The organism is Bacteroidota bacterium, assembly GCA_019637975.1.
Taxonomy (GTDB): Bacteria; Bacteroidota; Ignavibacteria; order UBA10030; family UBA6906; genus CAADGV01.
In genome coordinates this window covers 108331-125411 of record JAHBUR010000004.1, presented here as the reverse complement: position 1 = coordinate 125411, position 17081 = coordinate 108331, and the positions used below count along the sequence as shown (strand labels likewise).

Annotated in this window: 17 protein-coding genes; all 17 read left to right on the top strand. The window is 51.8% G+C overall.

The genetic code is table 11. The features are described from left to right. Window positions 1-28: 28 nt before the first annotated feature. Entirely contained in the window at window positions 29-1153 is a 1125-nt protein-coding gene (locus KF749_03260; GenBank protein MBX2990168.1) for an isocitrate/isopropylmalate dehydrogenase family protein, read from the top strand. Window positions 1154-1172: 19 nt separating this feature from the next. Further along, on the top strand, window positions 1173-2090 hold the full coding sequence (locus tag KF749_03255) for a hydroxymethylglutaryl-CoA lyase (protein ID MBX2990167.1): 918 nt from the start codon (window positions 1173-1175) through the stop codon (window positions 2088-2090). Window position 2091: 1 nt separating this feature from the next. After that, entirely contained in the window at window positions 2092-2511 is a 420-nt protein-coding gene (locus KF749_03250; GenBank protein ID MBX2990166.1) for a hypothetical protein, read from the top strand. A 25-nt stretch (window positions 2512-2536) separates the two neighbouring features. Next, on the top strand, window positions 2537-3742 hold the full coding sequence (locus tag KF749_03245; protein MBX2990165.1) for a CoA transferase: 1206 nt from the start codon (window positions 2537-2539) through the stop codon (window positions 3740-3742). Window positions 3743-3777: 35 nt separating this feature from the next. After that, on the top strand, window positions 3778-5064 hold the full coding sequence (locus tag KF749_03240; GenBank protein ID MBX2990164.1) for a 3-isopropylmalate dehydratase large subunit: 1287 nt from the start codon (window positions 3778-3780) through the stop codon (window positions 5062-5064). A 152-nt stretch (window positions 5065-5216) separates the two neighbouring features. Then, a complete protein-coding gene (gene leuD, locus KF749_03235; GenBank protein MBX2990163.1) occupies window positions 5217-5711 on the top strand; it encodes a 3-isopropylmalate dehydratase small subunit in 495 nt (164 codons plus the stop codon). Between the two features lie 171 nt (window positions 5712-5882). Further along, window positions 5883-7274 carry an oxygen-independent coproporphyrinogen III oxidase gene (hemN, locus tag KF749_03230; GenBank protein MBX2990162.1) on the top strand — a complete coding sequence of 464 codons (1392 nt, stop codon included), beginning with the start codon at window positions 5883-5885 and terminating at the stop codon, window positions 7272-7274. A gap of 141 nt (window positions 7275-7415) precedes the next feature. After that, on the top strand, window positions 7416-7646 hold the full coding sequence (locus tag KF749_03225; protein MBX2990161.1) for a hypothetical protein: 231 nt from the start codon (window positions 7416-7418) through the stop codon (window positions 7644-7646). Window positions 7647-7715: 69 nt separating this feature from the next. Next, window positions 7716-9050, top strand: a complete 1335-nt coding sequence (locus tag KF749_03220; GenBank protein MBX2990160.1) for a DUF1028 domain-containing protein — start codon at window positions 7716-7718, stop codon at window positions 9048-9050. Between the two features lie 88 nt (window positions 9051-9138). Then, on the top strand, window positions 9139-10008 hold the full coding sequence (locus KF749_03215) for an acyltransferase (protein MBX2990159.1): 870 nt from the start codon (window positions 9139-9141) through the stop codon (window positions 10006-10008). A gap of 185 nt (window positions 10009-10193) precedes the next feature. Then, complete coding sequence (locus KF749_03210; GenBank protein ID MBX2990158.1) at window positions 10194-11537, top strand: aminotransferase class III-fold pyridoxal phosphate-dependent enzyme; 1344 nt, start codon at window positions 10194-10196, stop codon at window positions 11535-11537. Then, on the top strand, window positions 11534-12877 hold the full coding sequence (locus tag KF749_03205; protein ID MBX2990157.1) for an NAD(P)-dependent oxidoreductase: 1344 nt from the start codon (window positions 11534-11536) through the stop codon (window positions 12875-12877). Before KF749_03210 ends, KF749_03205 begins: the two co-directional genes overlap by 4 nt. Window positions 12878-12888: 11 nt before the next feature. After that, entirely contained in the window at window positions 12889-13173 is a 285-nt protein-coding gene (locus KF749_03200) for a BrnT family toxin (GenBank protein ID MBX2990156.1), read from the top strand. Beyond that, window positions 13160-13429, top strand: coding sequence for a hypothetical protein (locus KF749_03195; GenBank protein ID MBX2990155.1), 270 nt, complete (start codon window positions 13160-13162; stop codon window positions 13427-13429). The genes KF749_03200 and KF749_03195 overlap by 14 nt, the downstream gene beginning before the upstream one ends. A gap of 201 nt (window positions 13430-13630) precedes the next feature. Then, on the top strand, window positions 13631-14965 hold the full coding sequence (preA, locus tag KF749_03190) for an NAD-dependent dihydropyrimidine dehydrogenase subunit PreA (GenBank protein ID MBX2990154.1): 1335 nt from the start codon (window positions 13631-13633) through the stop codon (window positions 14963-14965). A 42-nt stretch (window positions 14966-15007) separates the two neighbouring features. Further along, window positions 15008-15499, top strand: a complete 492-nt coding sequence (locus KF749_03185; protein ID MBX2990153.1) for a hypothetical protein — start codon at window positions 15008-15010, stop codon at window positions 15497-15499. A 107-nt stretch (window positions 15500-15606) separates the two neighbouring features. Continuing rightward, window positions 15607-16995, top strand: a complete 1389-nt coding sequence (gene hydA, locus KF749_03180) for a dihydropyrimidinase (protein MBX2990152.1) — start codon at window positions 15607-15609, stop codon at window positions 16993-16995. The last annotated feature ends 86 nt before the right edge of the window (window positions 16996-17081 follow it).

Sequence of the window (17081 nt, the reverse complement as noted above, 5' to 3'; positions counted from 1 at the left end):
GAACACTATTGAATGAAAGAGGATTTGCATGGCAAAATACAATATCGCATGGCTTCCCGGCGATGGTATCGGGAAGGATGTCATGGACGCAACGAAAATCGTGTTGGATGCTGTCAAGATCGACGTGAACTACATCCACGGCGATATCGGCTGGGAGTTTTGGTGCAAAGAAGGCGATGCCTTTCCGCAAAGAACAGTCGATTTGCTGAAGAACGTTGATGCAGCGATGTTCGGCGCGATCACTTCCAAACCGGTGAAAGCCGCCGAGCAGGAACTCGTCCCCGAATTGAAAGGGAAGGGATTAACCTACCGTTCGCCCATCGTCCGCATGCGACAGCTGTTCGATCTCTACACATGTTTGCGTCCCTGCAAAGCATACGCGGGCAATCCTCTCAATTTCAGAGAAGGAATTGATATTGTTGTATTCCGCGAGAACACGGAAGATCTCTATGCCGGAGTGGAATTCAGTCCCGTGCCGCAGGAACTTGCCGATGTTCTTGCAAGAATCTCAAAACCATTTGCGCCGTTCAACGATCTGCCCTTAACCCACTATGCAATCTCCTGCAAGGTGAACACACAAAAAGGTTCGGAGCGGATCGTTCGAGCGGCGTTTGATTTTGCACGGAAACACAGGCGGAAGAAAGTCACCGTTGTTCACAAGGCGAACGTCGTGCGCGCAACGGACGGACTCTTCTTCGAAGAAGCAAAGAAGGTGGCGAAGGACTTTCCCGAAATCCAGATGGACGATGCCAACGTTGATGCGATTTGCATGTGGCTTCTGAAAAATCCGCACAGCTATGATGTGCTTGTCGCTCCAAACCTCTACGGCGACATCATCTCCGATCTCGGCGCGCAAATGGTCGGAGGCCTGGGGTTCGGGTGTTCGGGAAATATCGGGGAGAAGCTTGCTGTGTTCGAACCGTCTCACGGTTCAGCACCGAAGTACGCCGGACAATACAAAGTGAATCCCATCGCCACGATTCTCGCGGCGAAGATGATGCTCGATTGGTTGGGCGAGACGGAGAAAGCAGAACGCATCGAGAAAGCAACTGCATCGGTAATCAAAGAGGGCAAAGTCCGCACGTACGACATGGGCGGAACAAGCTCGACGCTCGATATGGCAAATGCCATCGCACAGCATGTAGCGTATTAGATTCTGACGCGGAGGTGTCATGAAAGACATCATCATACATGAAGTAGGAATGCGGGACGGCTTGCAGATGGAAAAGCAGGTTGTTCCGCTCGAGAAGAAAATTGAATGGATCGAGCGTTTGATCGCATCGGGCGTGGACATCATTCAGGTCGGATCGTTCGTTCGTGCAGACAAAGTACTGCAAATGGCGGATACGGATAAGCTGTTCAGTCACTTCCTTGGACAGAAGCCGGCTAATACAATTCTCTCCGCCCTTGTGTTGAATGAGAAGGGGTTGGAACGGGCGCTTGAATGCGACGTCGAGATGATTTGCATGGGAGTTTCGGCAAGCGAGACACATAGCAAGAAGAACACCGGAATGTCTGTTACCGAAGCGACGGGCCGCATCATTGAAATGGCGAAGCTGGCGGGAGCTTCGGGGAGAAAGGTGCAGGTTTCTGTGCAGTCTGCGTTCGGCTGCGGCTACGAGGGACATGTGCCGCAGGAACGGGTGATGAAAATAGTTGAACAGTATCTCGAAGCAGGACTCCGCAACATCAGTCTTGCCGACACCGCCGGACACGCAACGCCTGATCACGTGGAGAAGATGTTCAGCGCAATTTTAGAATATGACGAGAACATTGAAGCCGCCTGTCATTTTCACAACACGTACGGCCTTGCGCTTGCCAACTGCTATGCGGCGATGAAGGTCGGCGTAACGTCGTTCGAATCGTCGGTGGCGGGACTCGGCGGCTGCCCGTTCACGAAAATTGCAGGTGGCAATACGTGTACAGAGGACTTTGTGCACATGCTGCACCAGATGGGTCTGCGCGACGATCTCTCTCTCGACAATTTGATTACTACGGCAGCAGATATTGCACTCTTTTTCGGAAGAGAGATGCCGGGAATGGTGCATAGAACTGGTCGAATTATTCATCAAAGGACTCAGGAGGTGTAAAATGTCCCCTCTGAAAAAGTCTCTCCTTGCCTTACTATTTGTCGGAATGACAGTGCTTTCCCTCTCATGCACAAAGAACGAAGTTGTGCAGCCGGGAAGCTTCAACAACCCGTCGTTTTCGAGCGGACCAAACGGGTTCAGTTATTTCGTGAGCGCGCAAAACTTCACACTGGAGCAGAGTGTTCCGCTCTCGTTTACGTGTGATTCGCTTGCGTTCAGTCTTGCAGTAGCGGGCTATTCTTCGGGTGTCGCTTCAGTTGAAATCCAAGCCGATAGTATTTCGTATCGTACGTTGGATTTGACGTTCAACACCAATCAAGCGATGACGTTCTCCTTCGGCTGTATCCCGAAAATTGTCAAGCTGAGGTTCTCGCGTTTCAGCGGAACGTTGAGTTTTGCCTTGGGAGGTATCAATCGTTGAATGGACGCGCAAGCAACAATGTGCTATGAAATCTGATCAAAAACTTCTCTCAGGAATACGAGTCCTCGACCTCACGAACGTCCTCTCCGGACCGTTTGCGACGCTGCATCTGTCGTTGCTCGGCGCCGAAGTCATTAAAATCGAAAATCCGAAGGATGGCGATCTTGCCCGGAAGCTCGGCAACGTTCCGGAGTTGAACGAGAAGCTGATGGGAACGAGTTTTCTTGCACAGAACGCGAACAAGAAATCTCTTACTCTCAATCTCAAACAAGAAGAAGCGAAGGACATTTTCCTGAAGCTCGTGAAAACAGCCGATGTCGTCGTCGAAAATTTCCGTCCCGATGTGATGGATCGGCTCGGCGTCGGCTACGACGTGCTGAAGAACGTCAATCCGAAAATCATCTACTGCGGCATATCGGGTTTCGGCAAAACAGGTCCCGATGCCATGAAGCCCGCGTACGATCAGATCATTCAGGGCCTCAGCGGTGAGATGGCCATCAACGGCGACGAACGGCTGAATCCGTTGCGTGCGGGCTTCCCTGTTTGCGACACGGTCGGTGGATTAAACGCTGCCTTTGCAATCATGGCCGCGCTGTTTTATCGCGAGCGAACGGGCGAGGGACAATTCATTGACATCGCGTTGCTCGATTCGATCATGCCGCTGATGGGCTGGGTTGCGGCAAACTGGCTCATCGGCAAACAGCCGCCTGTGCTTATGGGCAACGACAACTTCACTGCCGCGCCGTCCGGCGTGTTTGTGACGCAAGATGGCTACATCAACATTGCCGCCAACAAGCAGGAACAATGGGAAGCCGTTGCAGAAGAACTCGGCGTGCCGGAACTAAAAACCGATCCACGGTTTCAAAAGCGTGATGTCCGAAAGAAGAATAGAAAAGAGTTGACGCCGCTGCTCGAAGCGAAGCTAAAAGAGCGTCCGACTAAATGGTGGGTTGAAGTGCTGAACAAACGCGGTGTGCCATCAGGCGAGATTCTGAGCCTGCAGGATGCGCTTGAGCAGCCGCAGATCAAGCATCGTGAGACGATTGCGACAATTCCTGCTGAAGGAATTGGAGAACTGAAGCTGTTCAATTTGACGGCGAAATTCGAAAAGACGCCCGGCAAAGTCGAATGCCCGCCGCCCACACTCGGCGAGCATACCGATGAGATTTTGCGTGAGATCGGATATTCAAGTGAGAAGATTGAAGCGTTGAAACAACAAGGGGTGGTGTGAGTCAAACATGATCTATTGATACGAATGAGGATTCTATGGGAATGACTGTCGTAGAGAAAATTCTGGCGAAAGCAACGGGGCGCGCATCGGTGAAAGTGGGAGAAGTTGTCGAGCCGAAAGTTGATTTGGCGATGTCGCACGAAAATGCAGCGCTGGTTATCAACCAATTCTTGGAAATCTACAAAGGAACCGATCGTCAACCGAAAGTCTGGGATCATGACAGGGTCGCGATCATTTTCGATCACCGCGTGCCCGCCGAATCTCCCAAGACGGCAACGAACCAGAAGAAGATCCGTGACTTTGTTGCATCGTACGCGATCCGCAAGTTCCACGATATTCGCGGCGATGTCGGCGGGATTTGTCATCAGATCCTTCCGGAAAACGGCTATGTTCGTCCGGGCTATGTTGTTGTCGGAACGGACTCGCACACGACGAGTCACGGCGCGCTTGGCGCGTTTGCGTTCGGCATTGGCGCAACGGAAATGGCGAGCGTGTGGGCGCTCGGCACGGTGCTGAATGTCGAGGTGCCCGCGACGATACGCGTGAACGTGACGGGACATTTTCCCGAGTTCGTCAGCGCCAAAGACTTGATTCTGCATTTGATCGGAAAGATCGGGGCGGAAGGGGCAAACTTCAAGGTGATTGAGTTCGGCGGCGAGACGATTGATGCCATGCCGACATCCGGCAGGCTCGTGTTGTGCAACATGTCTGTTGAAGCCGGAGCGACATCGGGCATTGTTCCCGGCGATGATGAAACCCTCCGCTATTTGCGTCATGAGGCCGGAGTAACGAATGACGTCGAGCTCGTGCAACCGGATGCGAGCGCACAGTATGAAAAGATCATCAATATTGATGTATCGGATTTGAAGCCGCAGATTGCATGCCCGCATACAGTTGACAATGTGAAACCCATTGACAAGATCAACACCGTGAAAGTGAACCAGATCGTTATCGGTTCATGCACAAATGGCCGCCTTGACGATCTGGAGATTGCGGCGAAAATTCTTCACGGCAAGAAGGTTGCGAAGAATGTCCGCATGCTGGTGTTTCCTGCTTCGGCGAAGATCTACCGACAAGCATTGGGGAAAGGCTATATTTCGGAATTCATGAACGCAGGCGCTGTCGTGATGAATCCCGGCTGCGGCCCGTGCCTTGGCGTGCATGAAGGCGCGCTTGGCGATAACGAGGTTGCGCTTTCTACCACCAACAGAAACTTCAAGGGAAGAATGGGCAATCCGACCGGCGAAGTGTATCTCTGTTCGCCCGCAGTAGCAGCGGCATCGGCGATAACGGGAACAATTACAGACCCAAGGACAGTCTAAGAAGGAAATCCGAAGCACGAATATTGATGCTCGAAACAAATCCAAATCTCAAAATCGACCGTCGGGAGTGATATTCGTACTTCGAATTTGTTTAGGATTTAGAAATTAGCATTTCGTATTTAATACATAGGATCATAGAAGGAGAATCCGTCATGCCGCAGGTTGTGCTGAAGCTTGACAACGACATTTCCACCGACGTCATTTATCCCGGCCGCTACATGGCAACGGTGCTGCCGACGGAGACGCCGCAGTTTGCATTTGCTGATATGACGGAGTTTAACGGAAAGCTGAAGGCAAAACAGATTCCGGCGGGCAGCGTGATTGTTGCAGGAAAGAACTTCGGTTGCGGCTCGTCGCGTGAACAGGCCGTCTCGACGTTGAAGGGTCACGAGCTTGTCATTGTTGCGAAGAGTTTTGCACGCATCTTTCTCCAGAACTCCGTCAATCTCGGACTTCGATTGGTGGAAGTCCCCGACATCGAAGCGAACGAGGGGGATGAATTGAATATCGGCCACGACTTCGTTCTGAACAAGACGACGGGGAAGACATTCAAGATCGTCCCGCTTCCGAAATCCCGACAGGCGATTATTGATGCAGGGGGATTGATTGCATATACGAGGAAACGTCTTGTCGGGCAGCCAGCCTGACCTGTTTCCCAAAGCTGGGAAAAAGGTGACAAATCTTCTCACATTCTGCATGGCGAATCTCCTTTCAGTCAAGAACGGCTGAATTTCAGCCGGAAATGGCTATATTGGAGGCAGTTCCTTGGCATTGGGTTTGCAAAAACCTGTGCGTAACCAGTGAAGGAGTTCTGTTTGATGCAAGCCCCGTTCTCTCAAGTTGATATCGGATTACTCAAAAAGTACGATACCCCAGGTCCGCGTTACACCAGTTACCCCACCGCGCCGTTATTCAGCACGTCATTTACGGCAGAAGATTACAGGCAGGAAATACTCGACACTAACACCGATGATGTCACGTCGGATATTTCGCTGTATTTTCATTTTCCGTTTTGCGACACGCTCTGCTACTTCTGCGGCTGCACGATGATGGTGACGCGGGATCGTAACCGCATTGCCGAATATCTGCGCTATCTCAAAAAAGAAATCGACATGATTGCGCCGTTGCTCGGGCGCAACCGGAAGGTAACGCAAATCCATTGGGGAGGCGGAACCCCGACGCATCTTTCTCCTGAAGAACTTCTCGACATTGGCGAGTACATCAAGGCGAAATTCAATGTCGATCCCGAAGTGGAGATGAGTGTTGAGATTGATCCGCGTGAGTTGACACAGAAACATCTCGGCACGTTGCGGCATATCGGCTTCAACCGGATGAGTATGGGTGTGCAAGATTTTGACGAGAGGGTGCAGAAGGCCGTTAATCGTATTCAGCCCGAAGAGCTTTCGCTGCAAGTGCTGAAATGGGCCGAGGCATTGGACTTCCATTCGATCAATCTTGATTTGATTTACGGACTTCCGTTTCAAACCGTCGAGTCGTTTGAGAAGACGGTGAAGAAAGTCCTTCATTTCTCCCCGGATCGTATTGCCGTCTTCAACTATGCCCATGTCCCCTGGATGAAGAAACATCAGCAACTCATTCATCCTGAAGATCTGCCGACGCCGGAACAGAAGCTGGATATTCTCAAGATGACAATTGAATTACTTGCATCGCACGGCTACGAGTACATCGGCATGGATCATTTTGCAAAACCGACGGACGAGCTTTCGGTTGCGCAAAAGGAAAAGACTCTGTATAGAAACTTCCAAGGCTATTCGACAAAATCCGGCGCTGATTTGTACGGGTTCGGCATGTCGTCCATCAGTCATTTCCAAAACATCTACGCGCAGAACGAAAAGACCCTGCAGGAATATTACAAAGCGATTGATTCCGGCAGGCTCGCTACACACGTCGGTTACAAAATGACGGAAGATGATCATGTCCGCAAGTATGTCATTATGCGGTTGATGTGTGATCTCGAGCTGACGATTCCTGCGGTGGAGGAGAAGTTCGGGATCGATTTCAATGAATACTTCGGAAGCTCCATTTCCCAACTCGGTCGCTTCGTTGATGACGGGCTGGTTGAGATCAGTTCCGACAAGATCACGATTGTAGGAGCAGGCCGGTTGTTGCTGCGTAACATCGCGATGTGTTTCGATGCGTACATCGACGCCATCGGGAAAACGAAGCCGGTGTTCTCACGTACCGTGTGATCACTCACAAGTAACCGACCGCAAATTAATTTCTTCAAAGTGTGACGCGGGCCTTGTATTATGGAGGCCCGCGTTATATATTTGTATCAGCAACACATCTCACCCTCTGTTTTTCAAGTTCAACATCATCTATAACGAGTCATGCGATTCATTCGCGTGCATATCTCTTCCCGTAAAACGGTGATCTATCATCCGTCGTTCGGGGATATCTGGAAACGGCTCTGCTGCATGTTTGGCGTGCATGAGTACGAGATTGTTCTGGAGTATCCGAGTGCCGGGGCAAAAGAAGAGATGTGCGTTCACTGCCTCAAAGAGCGCTATTCTGTTGATCTTCAGGCAGCTGCCGCTTACAAGGCCTCGAGCACGGCGTAGTTCCTTGCTTTCCTGACGTATTTCTCCTATCCTTCATCAGAACTTTCCTCAACAGTTCTTCATGCCATCATGAAAACCGTTTACGTAGCAATTGCTCTGTTCGCCGCCGTTTCATCGCTTCCGGCGCAGGATACCTTTTCCATCGTTGCCGTTGACACGGTGACGGGTGAAATCGGCAGCGCGGGTGCGTCGTGCGTAGGCGCGATCAACGGAGTCGGCGCCTTTATTTTGAGCGATGTGCTGGAAGGAATCGGCGCAATTCATACCCAAGCGTCGTGGCTTGAATCCAACCAAATTGCCGCACGTCAGCGAATGTTGGCAGGCGACTCACCCCAACAAATCATCAACTACATGGTGGCGAATGATGCACAGGGTAACCCCACCATCCGCCAGTACGGAATTGTTGACCTGCGGCGCAATGGTGAAAGCGCCGCGTATACGGGCGTGAATTGCACGAACTACAAGAACCATGCAACCGGCCCCGGTTACGCCGTGCAGGGGAATATCCTATCCGGACAGGTCATTATTGACACGATGAGAAATACGTTTCTGCGCACACCCGGTCCGCTCGCAGATCGCTTGATGGCAACCCTTGAAGCGGCGAAGATCATCGGTGCCGATACGCGATGCGCCGTCCGCAACACGTCGTCACAGTCCGGCTTCATCAAAGTTGTGCGGATTGGTGATGGAGGAGTTCCTTACCTGCAAAAAATCATTCCGACGACGTCCGTCGGCGTGGATCCCATCGATCTGCTGCGTGCGCAATTCAATCAGTGGAAAGATTCACTGCGCACCAAAGTCGATCCCTTTCTCTCTCAACTCACCATCACTCCCGACACGTTGATTGCCAACGGAACTTCAACTGCAACAATTCTCATTACGCCGAAAAACAACTCGGATACATTGCTCTCCAGCGGGCGGACGGTCCTTTTACATGGAACCGGAAGCGGGACGCTCGGTGCCGTTAACAACCTTGGGAACGGAACGTACTCGGCAACGGTTACCGCCCCGCTCACCGCAGGCGATGATACGATTACCGCCAGAGTCGTAACTGGTTCGGATACTGTCAAGATCTACTGGAAGCGAGTTCTTCAATATGTAAGCCCGACATCGGTCGGCGTTGATAAACTCCAGATGCCGACCGAAATCATTCTCCTGCAGAATTATCCCAATCCGTTCAATCCAACAACGATCATTGAATACGGCCTGCCTCGCGACATGAATATCAGGCTGATTATATATGATGTTCTCGGCCGGACGATTCAGAAACTTGTGAACGGACAGCAGCAGGCAGGATTTCACCGCGTCGCAGTTGATATGACAGGGATTTCCGCCGGAATCTACTTCTACCGCCTCGAAGCGGAGGGGGTTTTCCGCAGCCGGAAGCTTGTCGTGCTTCAGTAGTATTGACATAAACGAAAATTGTGCCTACTATTTTCAGCACGCACAAACGTCTTTCCACTGACCACAATAACTACCATCAGGAGCAGTAATGTCGCGCATCGTGAAATGCGGTCTCATTCAATGTTCTATCGCCACATCCAACGATCAGCCGATTGAGGTGATCAAGAAGGCAATGATCGACAAACATATTCCCTTTATTGAAGATGCCGGCAGAAAAGGTGTACAGATCCTCTGCCTGCAGGAGATTTTCTATGGTCCCTACTTCTGCGCGGAACAAAAAACGAAATGGTACAACTCCACCGAACGCATTCCGGACGGCCCGACGGTGAAGCTGATGCAGGAATTTGCAAAGAAGTATCAGATGGTAATCATCGTGCCGATCTATGAAGAAGAAATGACGGGCGTGTACTACAACACCGCGGCCGTGATTGACGCAGATGGTTCATATCTCGGCAAGTATCGGAAGACACACATTCCGCAGGTTGACCCGGGTTTTTGGGAGAAGTTTTACTTCCGGCCGGGCAATCTCGGTTACCCGGTGTTCCAGACGCGTTACGCGAAAATAGGCGCGTATATTTGTTACGACAGGCATTTTCCAGAGGGAGCGCGCTGTCTCGGACTGAGCGGCGCGGAGATCGTGTTTAATCCTTCGGCCACTGTTGCCGGCCTCTCCGAATATTTGTGGGAACTTGAACAGCCTGCTCATGCGGTGGCTAACGGCTACTTCGTGGGCGCGATCAATCGCGTTGGCGTTGAAGCGCCGTGGAACATCGGCGAGTTCTACGGCAAAAGCTACTTCTGCAATCCCCGCGGTAAAATCATCGCGCAGGCAAGTCGTGACAAGTCGGAACTTGTCGTTGCTGATTTGGATTTGGATATGATTAAGGAAGTTCGTGAGACATGGCAGTTCTTTCGCGACCGGCGGCCGGATATGTACAGGCAACTTGTCGAGATATGAGAGACATCTTGAACCCTGAGTGTCTCAGCTGACGAAATCGGAACGCGAAGAACTGGTCACAATTTGTGATCTGTTCTTTCCTGCTAATTTCTTGTGGCAAACCCAATCCAAACTGAAATAGTCGGCCGATTGGATTCAGGGTCCGGGATACCGAAGACCCCATACATTGTCATCAAAAGGAAATCATGAGCAAGACTCTCTCCTCCCAAGAAATCACCCAACTCACCGCCCGCTATACCTACGGCACATGGCGCTTTCAAAAAGGCTGGAAGCCGATGCACGTCGCCGACGCCGAAGGCTGTTACTTTGTTGACGGCAGCGGCAAGAAGTATCTCGATTTTTCATCGCAGCTTATGTGCTCGAATCTGGGGCACAAGAATCCCGCGGTTATCAAGGCGATTGATGAACAAGCGAGGAAGCTCCCTTTCATTGCACCAGGATTTGCAACAGATGTGCGCGCCGAACTGAGCAAGATGTTGCTTGAAGTGTTACCGGAAGGATTGGAGAAATTCTTCTTCACGACATCCGGCACTGAGGCGAACGAAGCGGCATTCAAGATTGCGCGCATGTACACGGGTAAAACGAAAATCATCGCCCGCTATCGTTCGTATCACGGTTCAACAATGGGTTCGATTGCCGCGACAAGCGATCCGCGCCGCTGGGCGATGGAACCGGCGGGAAAAATTCCCGGCGTCATCTTTGCCCCCGAAGTCAACTGCTACAAATGCCCGATGCTGCATACCTATCCCGGCTGCGGCATTGCATGCGTTGAGTACATCGAACACATGATCGAAAATGAAAGCGACGTTGCCGCCGTGCTCATCGAGCCGGTTGTGGGAACCAACGGCGTGCTCATTCCACCGAGGGAATATCTTCCGCGCCTTCGTCAAATCTGCGACAAGTACAACGTGTTGCTCATCGCCGACGAAGTCATGAGCGGATGGGGGAGAACGGGCGAGTGGTTTGCCGTCAATCATTGGGGCGTGAAACCGGATATTCTTACGACAGCGAAAGGCATCACCGCGGCGTACGTTCCGCTCGGACTCTGCGCAACATCAAAGAAGATTGCAGACTACTTCGACGATCATTACTTCTCACACGGACACACATACGAAGCGCATCCGATAACATTGGCGCCGGCCATTGCCGCGATAAACGAGATGAAGCGGCTGAATACCAATCAACGTGCGAAGGAAATGGGAACGTATCTCGGAGAGAAGCTGAACGCGCTGAAGGCGAAGCATCCGAGCATCGGTGAGGTCCGCGGCATCGGGTTGTTCTGGGCTGTTGAGTTGGTGAAGAATCAAGACACAAAAGAACCGTTCAACACGAAAACAGACAAAGTGTCCGGAAAACCGTTGGTTGTCGACAGAGTCGCCGCCGAAATGATGAAGAACGGCGTGTTTATTCAGGCGTGGATCAGCCACTTTGTTGTGGCGCCGCCGTTGATTGTTTCAAAAGAAGAGATTGATGAAGGGGTTCGGGCGTTGGACGAAGCCTTGAGCATTGCGGATGCGGAGGTTCAATGAAGAATCTTGCCGCCAAGCTTTCACACGAACAATACGAATCCAACTTCGCGGAGATTCACCCCCCGTTCACAGAAAATTCTGCGACGGCGGAAGCGAACAGGTGTTTGTATTGCTACGATTCGCCATGTATGAAGGCCTGTCCCACGCATATAGACATCTCCACGTTCATCAAGAAAATCGCGACGGGAAATCTGAAGGGTTCGGCCAAGACGATTCTCAAATCGAACTGGGCTGCGCTTACGTGCGCGAAGGCGTGTCCGGTGGACGTATTGTGTGAAGGGGCTTGTGTGTACAACGAACGTGGTGAGGAGCCGATCCAGATCGGACGGCTCCAACGCTACGCGATGGATCGGTACTTTGAACACGGCATGTCGCCGCTGTTCACACCGGCGCCGAAGAACGGCAAGAGTATCGGTGTGATTGGAGCGGGGGCTGCAGGTCTTTCATGTGCCGCCGAGGCTGCATTGCTCGGGTTCGATGTCACCGTCTATGACGCGAACGAAAAACCGGGCGGCCTCAACACGTGGGGCATCGCGCCGTACAAAATGACGCAGGAAGACGCATTGAATGAAGTGAAGCTCGTACAGAGTTTCGGCGTGAAGATTCAATCCGGCGTGCGTGTCGGCAGGGATATCCAGCTTGCGGAGCTGGAACAGAAGCACGATGCAATTTTCCTCGGCGTCGGACTCGGTTTCCCCTCCCGATTGAACATTTCGGGCGAGAATCTTCCCGGCGTTGTTGACGCACTCGACTTCATTGGAAAAGTCACAACGCGGAATTGGACTTCCATTGATGTCGGCAAGCGCGTTGCCGTTATCGGTGCGGGTAACACGGCTATTGATGCGGTAACCGAAGCACGTCGGCTCGGCGCAGAGCAGGTAATGATCATCTACAGAAGAAGCCAGGAGGAAATGCCGGCGTACGACTTTGAATACGAACTTGCGAAAAGTGATGGCGTGCAGTTTCAATTTCTCACTGCACCGAGCCGCATCATAGGACATAGTCATGTTGAAGCTCTCGAGTGCATTCAAATGAAGTTGGGCGAGCGGGATGAAGAAGGACGCCGACGACCTGTTCCTGTGCCGGATTCCGAGTTTCAGATTCCGGTGGACATGATTATCAAGTCCGTGGGGCAAAACATCGAGCAGGCGTTTCTCGCTCAGATTTCAAACCTCAAGATCGAGAGTGGCAAGGTCTGGGTGAACCCTGACACCCTTCAAACATCCAACCAGAAATACTTTGCCGGTGGTGATTGCATCAACGGGGGAAAGGAAGTGGTGAATGCCGCGGCTGATGGGAAGAAGGCGGCACACGGGATTCACTCGATATTGTTCGTATAGCCAAAAGCTGTATGACGATCCGGTACCTCATTTGGCTCGATTACGTTGAAGACAAACTCGTATGGAAGCACAACATCACAAAAGATGAGGTCAAAGAAGTCTTGCACTCAAAACCGAAGGTTCTTTTCAAGGAAAAAGGTGACGTTGATGGAGAAGATTTGTACAATGCACTGGGAAGGACAGAGGCGGGGAGATACCTTTCCATATTCTACATTCACAAGACAAGTAGTGATGCGCTGATTCTGTCGGCTCGAGATATGACAAACGCAGAGAGAAAACGTTATGGCAAAAAGTAAGAAGAAGTATCCGGCAGGATACAAAGAACACATGACGGTGCGTGAAGCCTCCGATTTCTGGGATGAACACAGCCTTGTTGAGTTCGACGACATCAAAGAGGTTGATGTCACGTTTGACTTGATCGGAGAAAAGCACGCAATCCTCATTGACGATAAAGTTGCAAGAAGGATTCGATCGCTTGCACGCAAGAAGAGACTTCCACAACATGAAGTTGTGAACCAATTGTTGCAAATGTCTCTCGACAAAATTGACTAGAGGTGACAGGAACTGACCTGCTTCGAGATTCTCAACGCCACTCTTCGTAACGCAACCGAACGCAATGACGTTTGAGTTGAAGACAGAGAACGGGAGTTCATGAGGAATGGCGGCAAGGAAGTAGTGAATGCCGCGGCTGATGGGAAGAAGGCGGCATACGGGATTCATGAGTTTTGTTTCGGCAAATAACCGGAGATTTGTATGATTGATTTGACAGTTGATTGCGGTGGTATCAAATCGCCTAACCCTTTCTGGCTCGCGTCTGCGCCGCCGACGAACAGCGGCTATCAAGTCTGCAAGGCCTTTGAAGCGGGCTGGGGCGGGGCCGTCTGGAAGACGATCGGCGAGCCGGTGATGAACGTCTGCAACCGCTACGGTTCGGTTGACTATAACGGACAGAAAATTCTTGGCCTCAACAACATCGAACTTATCAGCGACCGGCCGATTGAAACGAACTTGCGCGAGATTGCCGAGACAAAGAAACTCTGGCCTGACCGCGCTGTGATTGTGTCGTTGATGGTGGAATCCAAACGCGAAACGTGGCACGACATCGTGAAACGTTCGATCGATACCGGCGCGGACGGTATCGAGCTGAACTACGGCTGCCCGCATGGCATGAGCGAGCGCGGCATGGGTTCAGCGGTCGGACAGGTACCGGAGTACTGCCAGATGATCACCGAGTGGGTGATGGAAGCTTCAACGATTCCCGTTCTCGTGAAACTGACGCCGAACGTTGCCGATGTTCGCTTTCCCGGCCGTGCCGCGAAGCGTGCAGGGGCTAATGGGATTTCCCTTATCAACACCATCAATACTATTATGGGCGTTGACCTCGACACCTTTGAACTGAAGCCATCGGTGGGAGGAAAAGGAGGACACGGCGGGTACGCGGGTCCCGCTGTAAAACCGATTGCGCTTAATATGGTCTCGCAAATCGCAACCGACCCGGAAATCAATCTGCCGATTTCCGGTATCGGTGGCATTTCAACGTGGCGAGACGCGCTGGAGTTTATTCTTCTTGGCGCAAGCAGCGTACAAGTCTGCACCGCCGCAATGCACTACGGCTTCCGCATTGTTGAAGATATGATTGAGGGGATGGAGAATTGGATGGAAGAGAAAGGCTACACGTCGCTTGATCAAGTCCGCGGCAAGGCGTTGCATCGGATTGACGACTTCGGCAATCTCAACCTTCTCTTCAAAGCAGCGGCACGCATAGATGAATCAAAGTGCATCCGGTGCAATCTCTGCTACGTTGCCTGTGAAGACACGGCACACCAGTGCATTGACCTTGTTGACACAGTTATCGGCACGAACGGCTCTACCGAGATTGTGAAGCAGCCGAGAGTCCGCGAAAACGATTGCGTTGGTTGCCGGTTGTGCTACATCGTCTGTCCGGTTGACGGCTGTGTTTCGATGGTACAACTTGATGACGGGAAACAATCAAAAACATGGAATGAACTCGTGAAGGAACTCCCGCAACCGATGACGTGGGAGGATCTGCGGGCGTTTCAGAAGAAACACGGTATTGAAATCCATTAGAGAATACACGAACAATCCAGATTTCACCAACAAGGAGGCTGCATGCCAACGCAGAAAGAAGACTTCATTGGCGTTTGGGAACACGAGTTTCAAACGACGGTTAAAGTACTGAAGGCCTATCCATCAGACAAGCTCGATCTGAAGCCCGCGGCAAAATCGAAGTCGGCTCGTGAATTGCTTTCAGTATTCATCAACGAGCAGCATTTTTTCTCTCAGATACTTGACGGCGCCCTCGACTTTACTTCGCAAGCGCCCCAGCCGCTGCCCACACTGGCGGAAATTGTCAGCGCGACAGAAAAAGGAAACGCGGCAATTGTGGCAAAACTCAAGAGCATGCCGGATTCAAGCTTTGAAGACAGCGTCACGTTCCCCGTAGCGCCGAAGACGATGGCTCCGGTCAGAAAGATGGATCTCTGCTGGATGATGTTGTTGGATTCGGTACATCATCGCGGACAACTCTCGGTGTATATCCGTCTTGCCGACGGCAAGGTGCCATCCATCTACGGCCCCACAGCGGATGAACCGTGGATGTAGAACTCGGTTCGACGTTCGGGATGGGAGGTGTGAGTGATGAATCCATCAACCTCGAACCCTGAAACCCTAACCGCAAACCTCGAACCTTATCACCAAAGGAAACAGCAATGTCAATGCTAGTCAAAAACGGGCGCATAATCACTGCCGATCAAGACTATTCAGCGGATATCTATTGCGAAGGTGACCAAATCACGCGCATCGGAAAACAACTTGATGCGCCGCCGAACGCCACTGTCATTGATGCCGCAGGAAAATATGTGTTCCCCGGCTTCATCGATCCGCACGTGCATATTTACCTGCCGTTTATGGGCACGTTCGCCAAAGATACCCATGAAACCGCGAGTAAAGCAGCTCTCGTCGGCGGTACTACAACCTTCATCGAGATGATATGCCAGGCCCGGTCTGAGGAGCCGCTTGCCGATGGATTCGAATTGTGGCTTGGCAAGGCCGAAGGCAAAAGTGCATGCGATTTCACATTTCATCAAACGGTGAGTCGCCTCGACAAGGAGACGGAGGGACAATTGATCGAAATTGTCCGAAGCGGTATTTCCAGTTTCAAAGTGTTTCTGGCCTACAAAGGGGCGTTCGGCATTTCGGATGAAGAGTTGTACCACGCCATGCGCCTTGCGAAAGAGTTGGGCGTTATCGTCACGGCGCATTGCGAGAACGCGGACGCCGTCTTCGAGTTGCAGCAGAAGCTTCTTGGTGAAGGAAAGACGGGCCCTGAATGGCATTACTGGAGCCGGCCGCCTCGCGTCGAAGCCGAAGGCGTTCATCATCTTCTGACATTTGCTGAATTGCACGGCACGCACTGCTACATCGTTCACACAAGCTGCGAAGAATCGTTGCAGGAAGCGTTGCTGGCGAAGCAGCGCGGCATCAATGTGCACGTTGAGACGTTGATCCAGTATCTGCTGTTGGATAAGAGCTATGCTGAGCTGCCGAATTTTGAAGGGTCGAAGTATGTCATGTCGCCGCCGTTGCGGGAGAAAAAGAATCAAGACGTATTCTGGAACGCTTTGCGTCAGGGATTCGTCTCAACAGTTGCCACCGACCACGCGCCATTTGACTTTGTCGGGCAGAAGGAAGTGGGGCGGAATGACTTCACGAAAATCCCCAATGGCATCCCGTCACTCGAAGACCGTGTCAACTTGCTGTACACTCACGGCGTGTGTGAAGGCCGCCTGGATTTGAACACGCTTGTTGATTGCGCCAGCACGAAGGCGGCGAAATTGTTCGGCTTGTATCCGCGCAAAGGCACGATTGCCGTTGGCAGCGACGCCGATTTGGTCGTGTACGATCCGAACTATCGTGGTACAATTTCAGCCCGGACACATCATCTCAATCTTGACTACAGCGCGTTTGAAGGGTGGCAAATCAAGGGCAGGCCGCACATTGTGACAGTGCGCGGTGAAGTTGCGGCGCGTGACGGGAAGTTCGTCGGCACGGTCGGGCGGGGCAAGTTGCTCAAACGGGATGCGCATTATGGCAGTTGACGGTCGATGTGTTGAGCAGATTTTATTCTAACAAGTGACAGTATTGACTCACACACACAATCCACAATCCGCTCTTTAGCAAATCA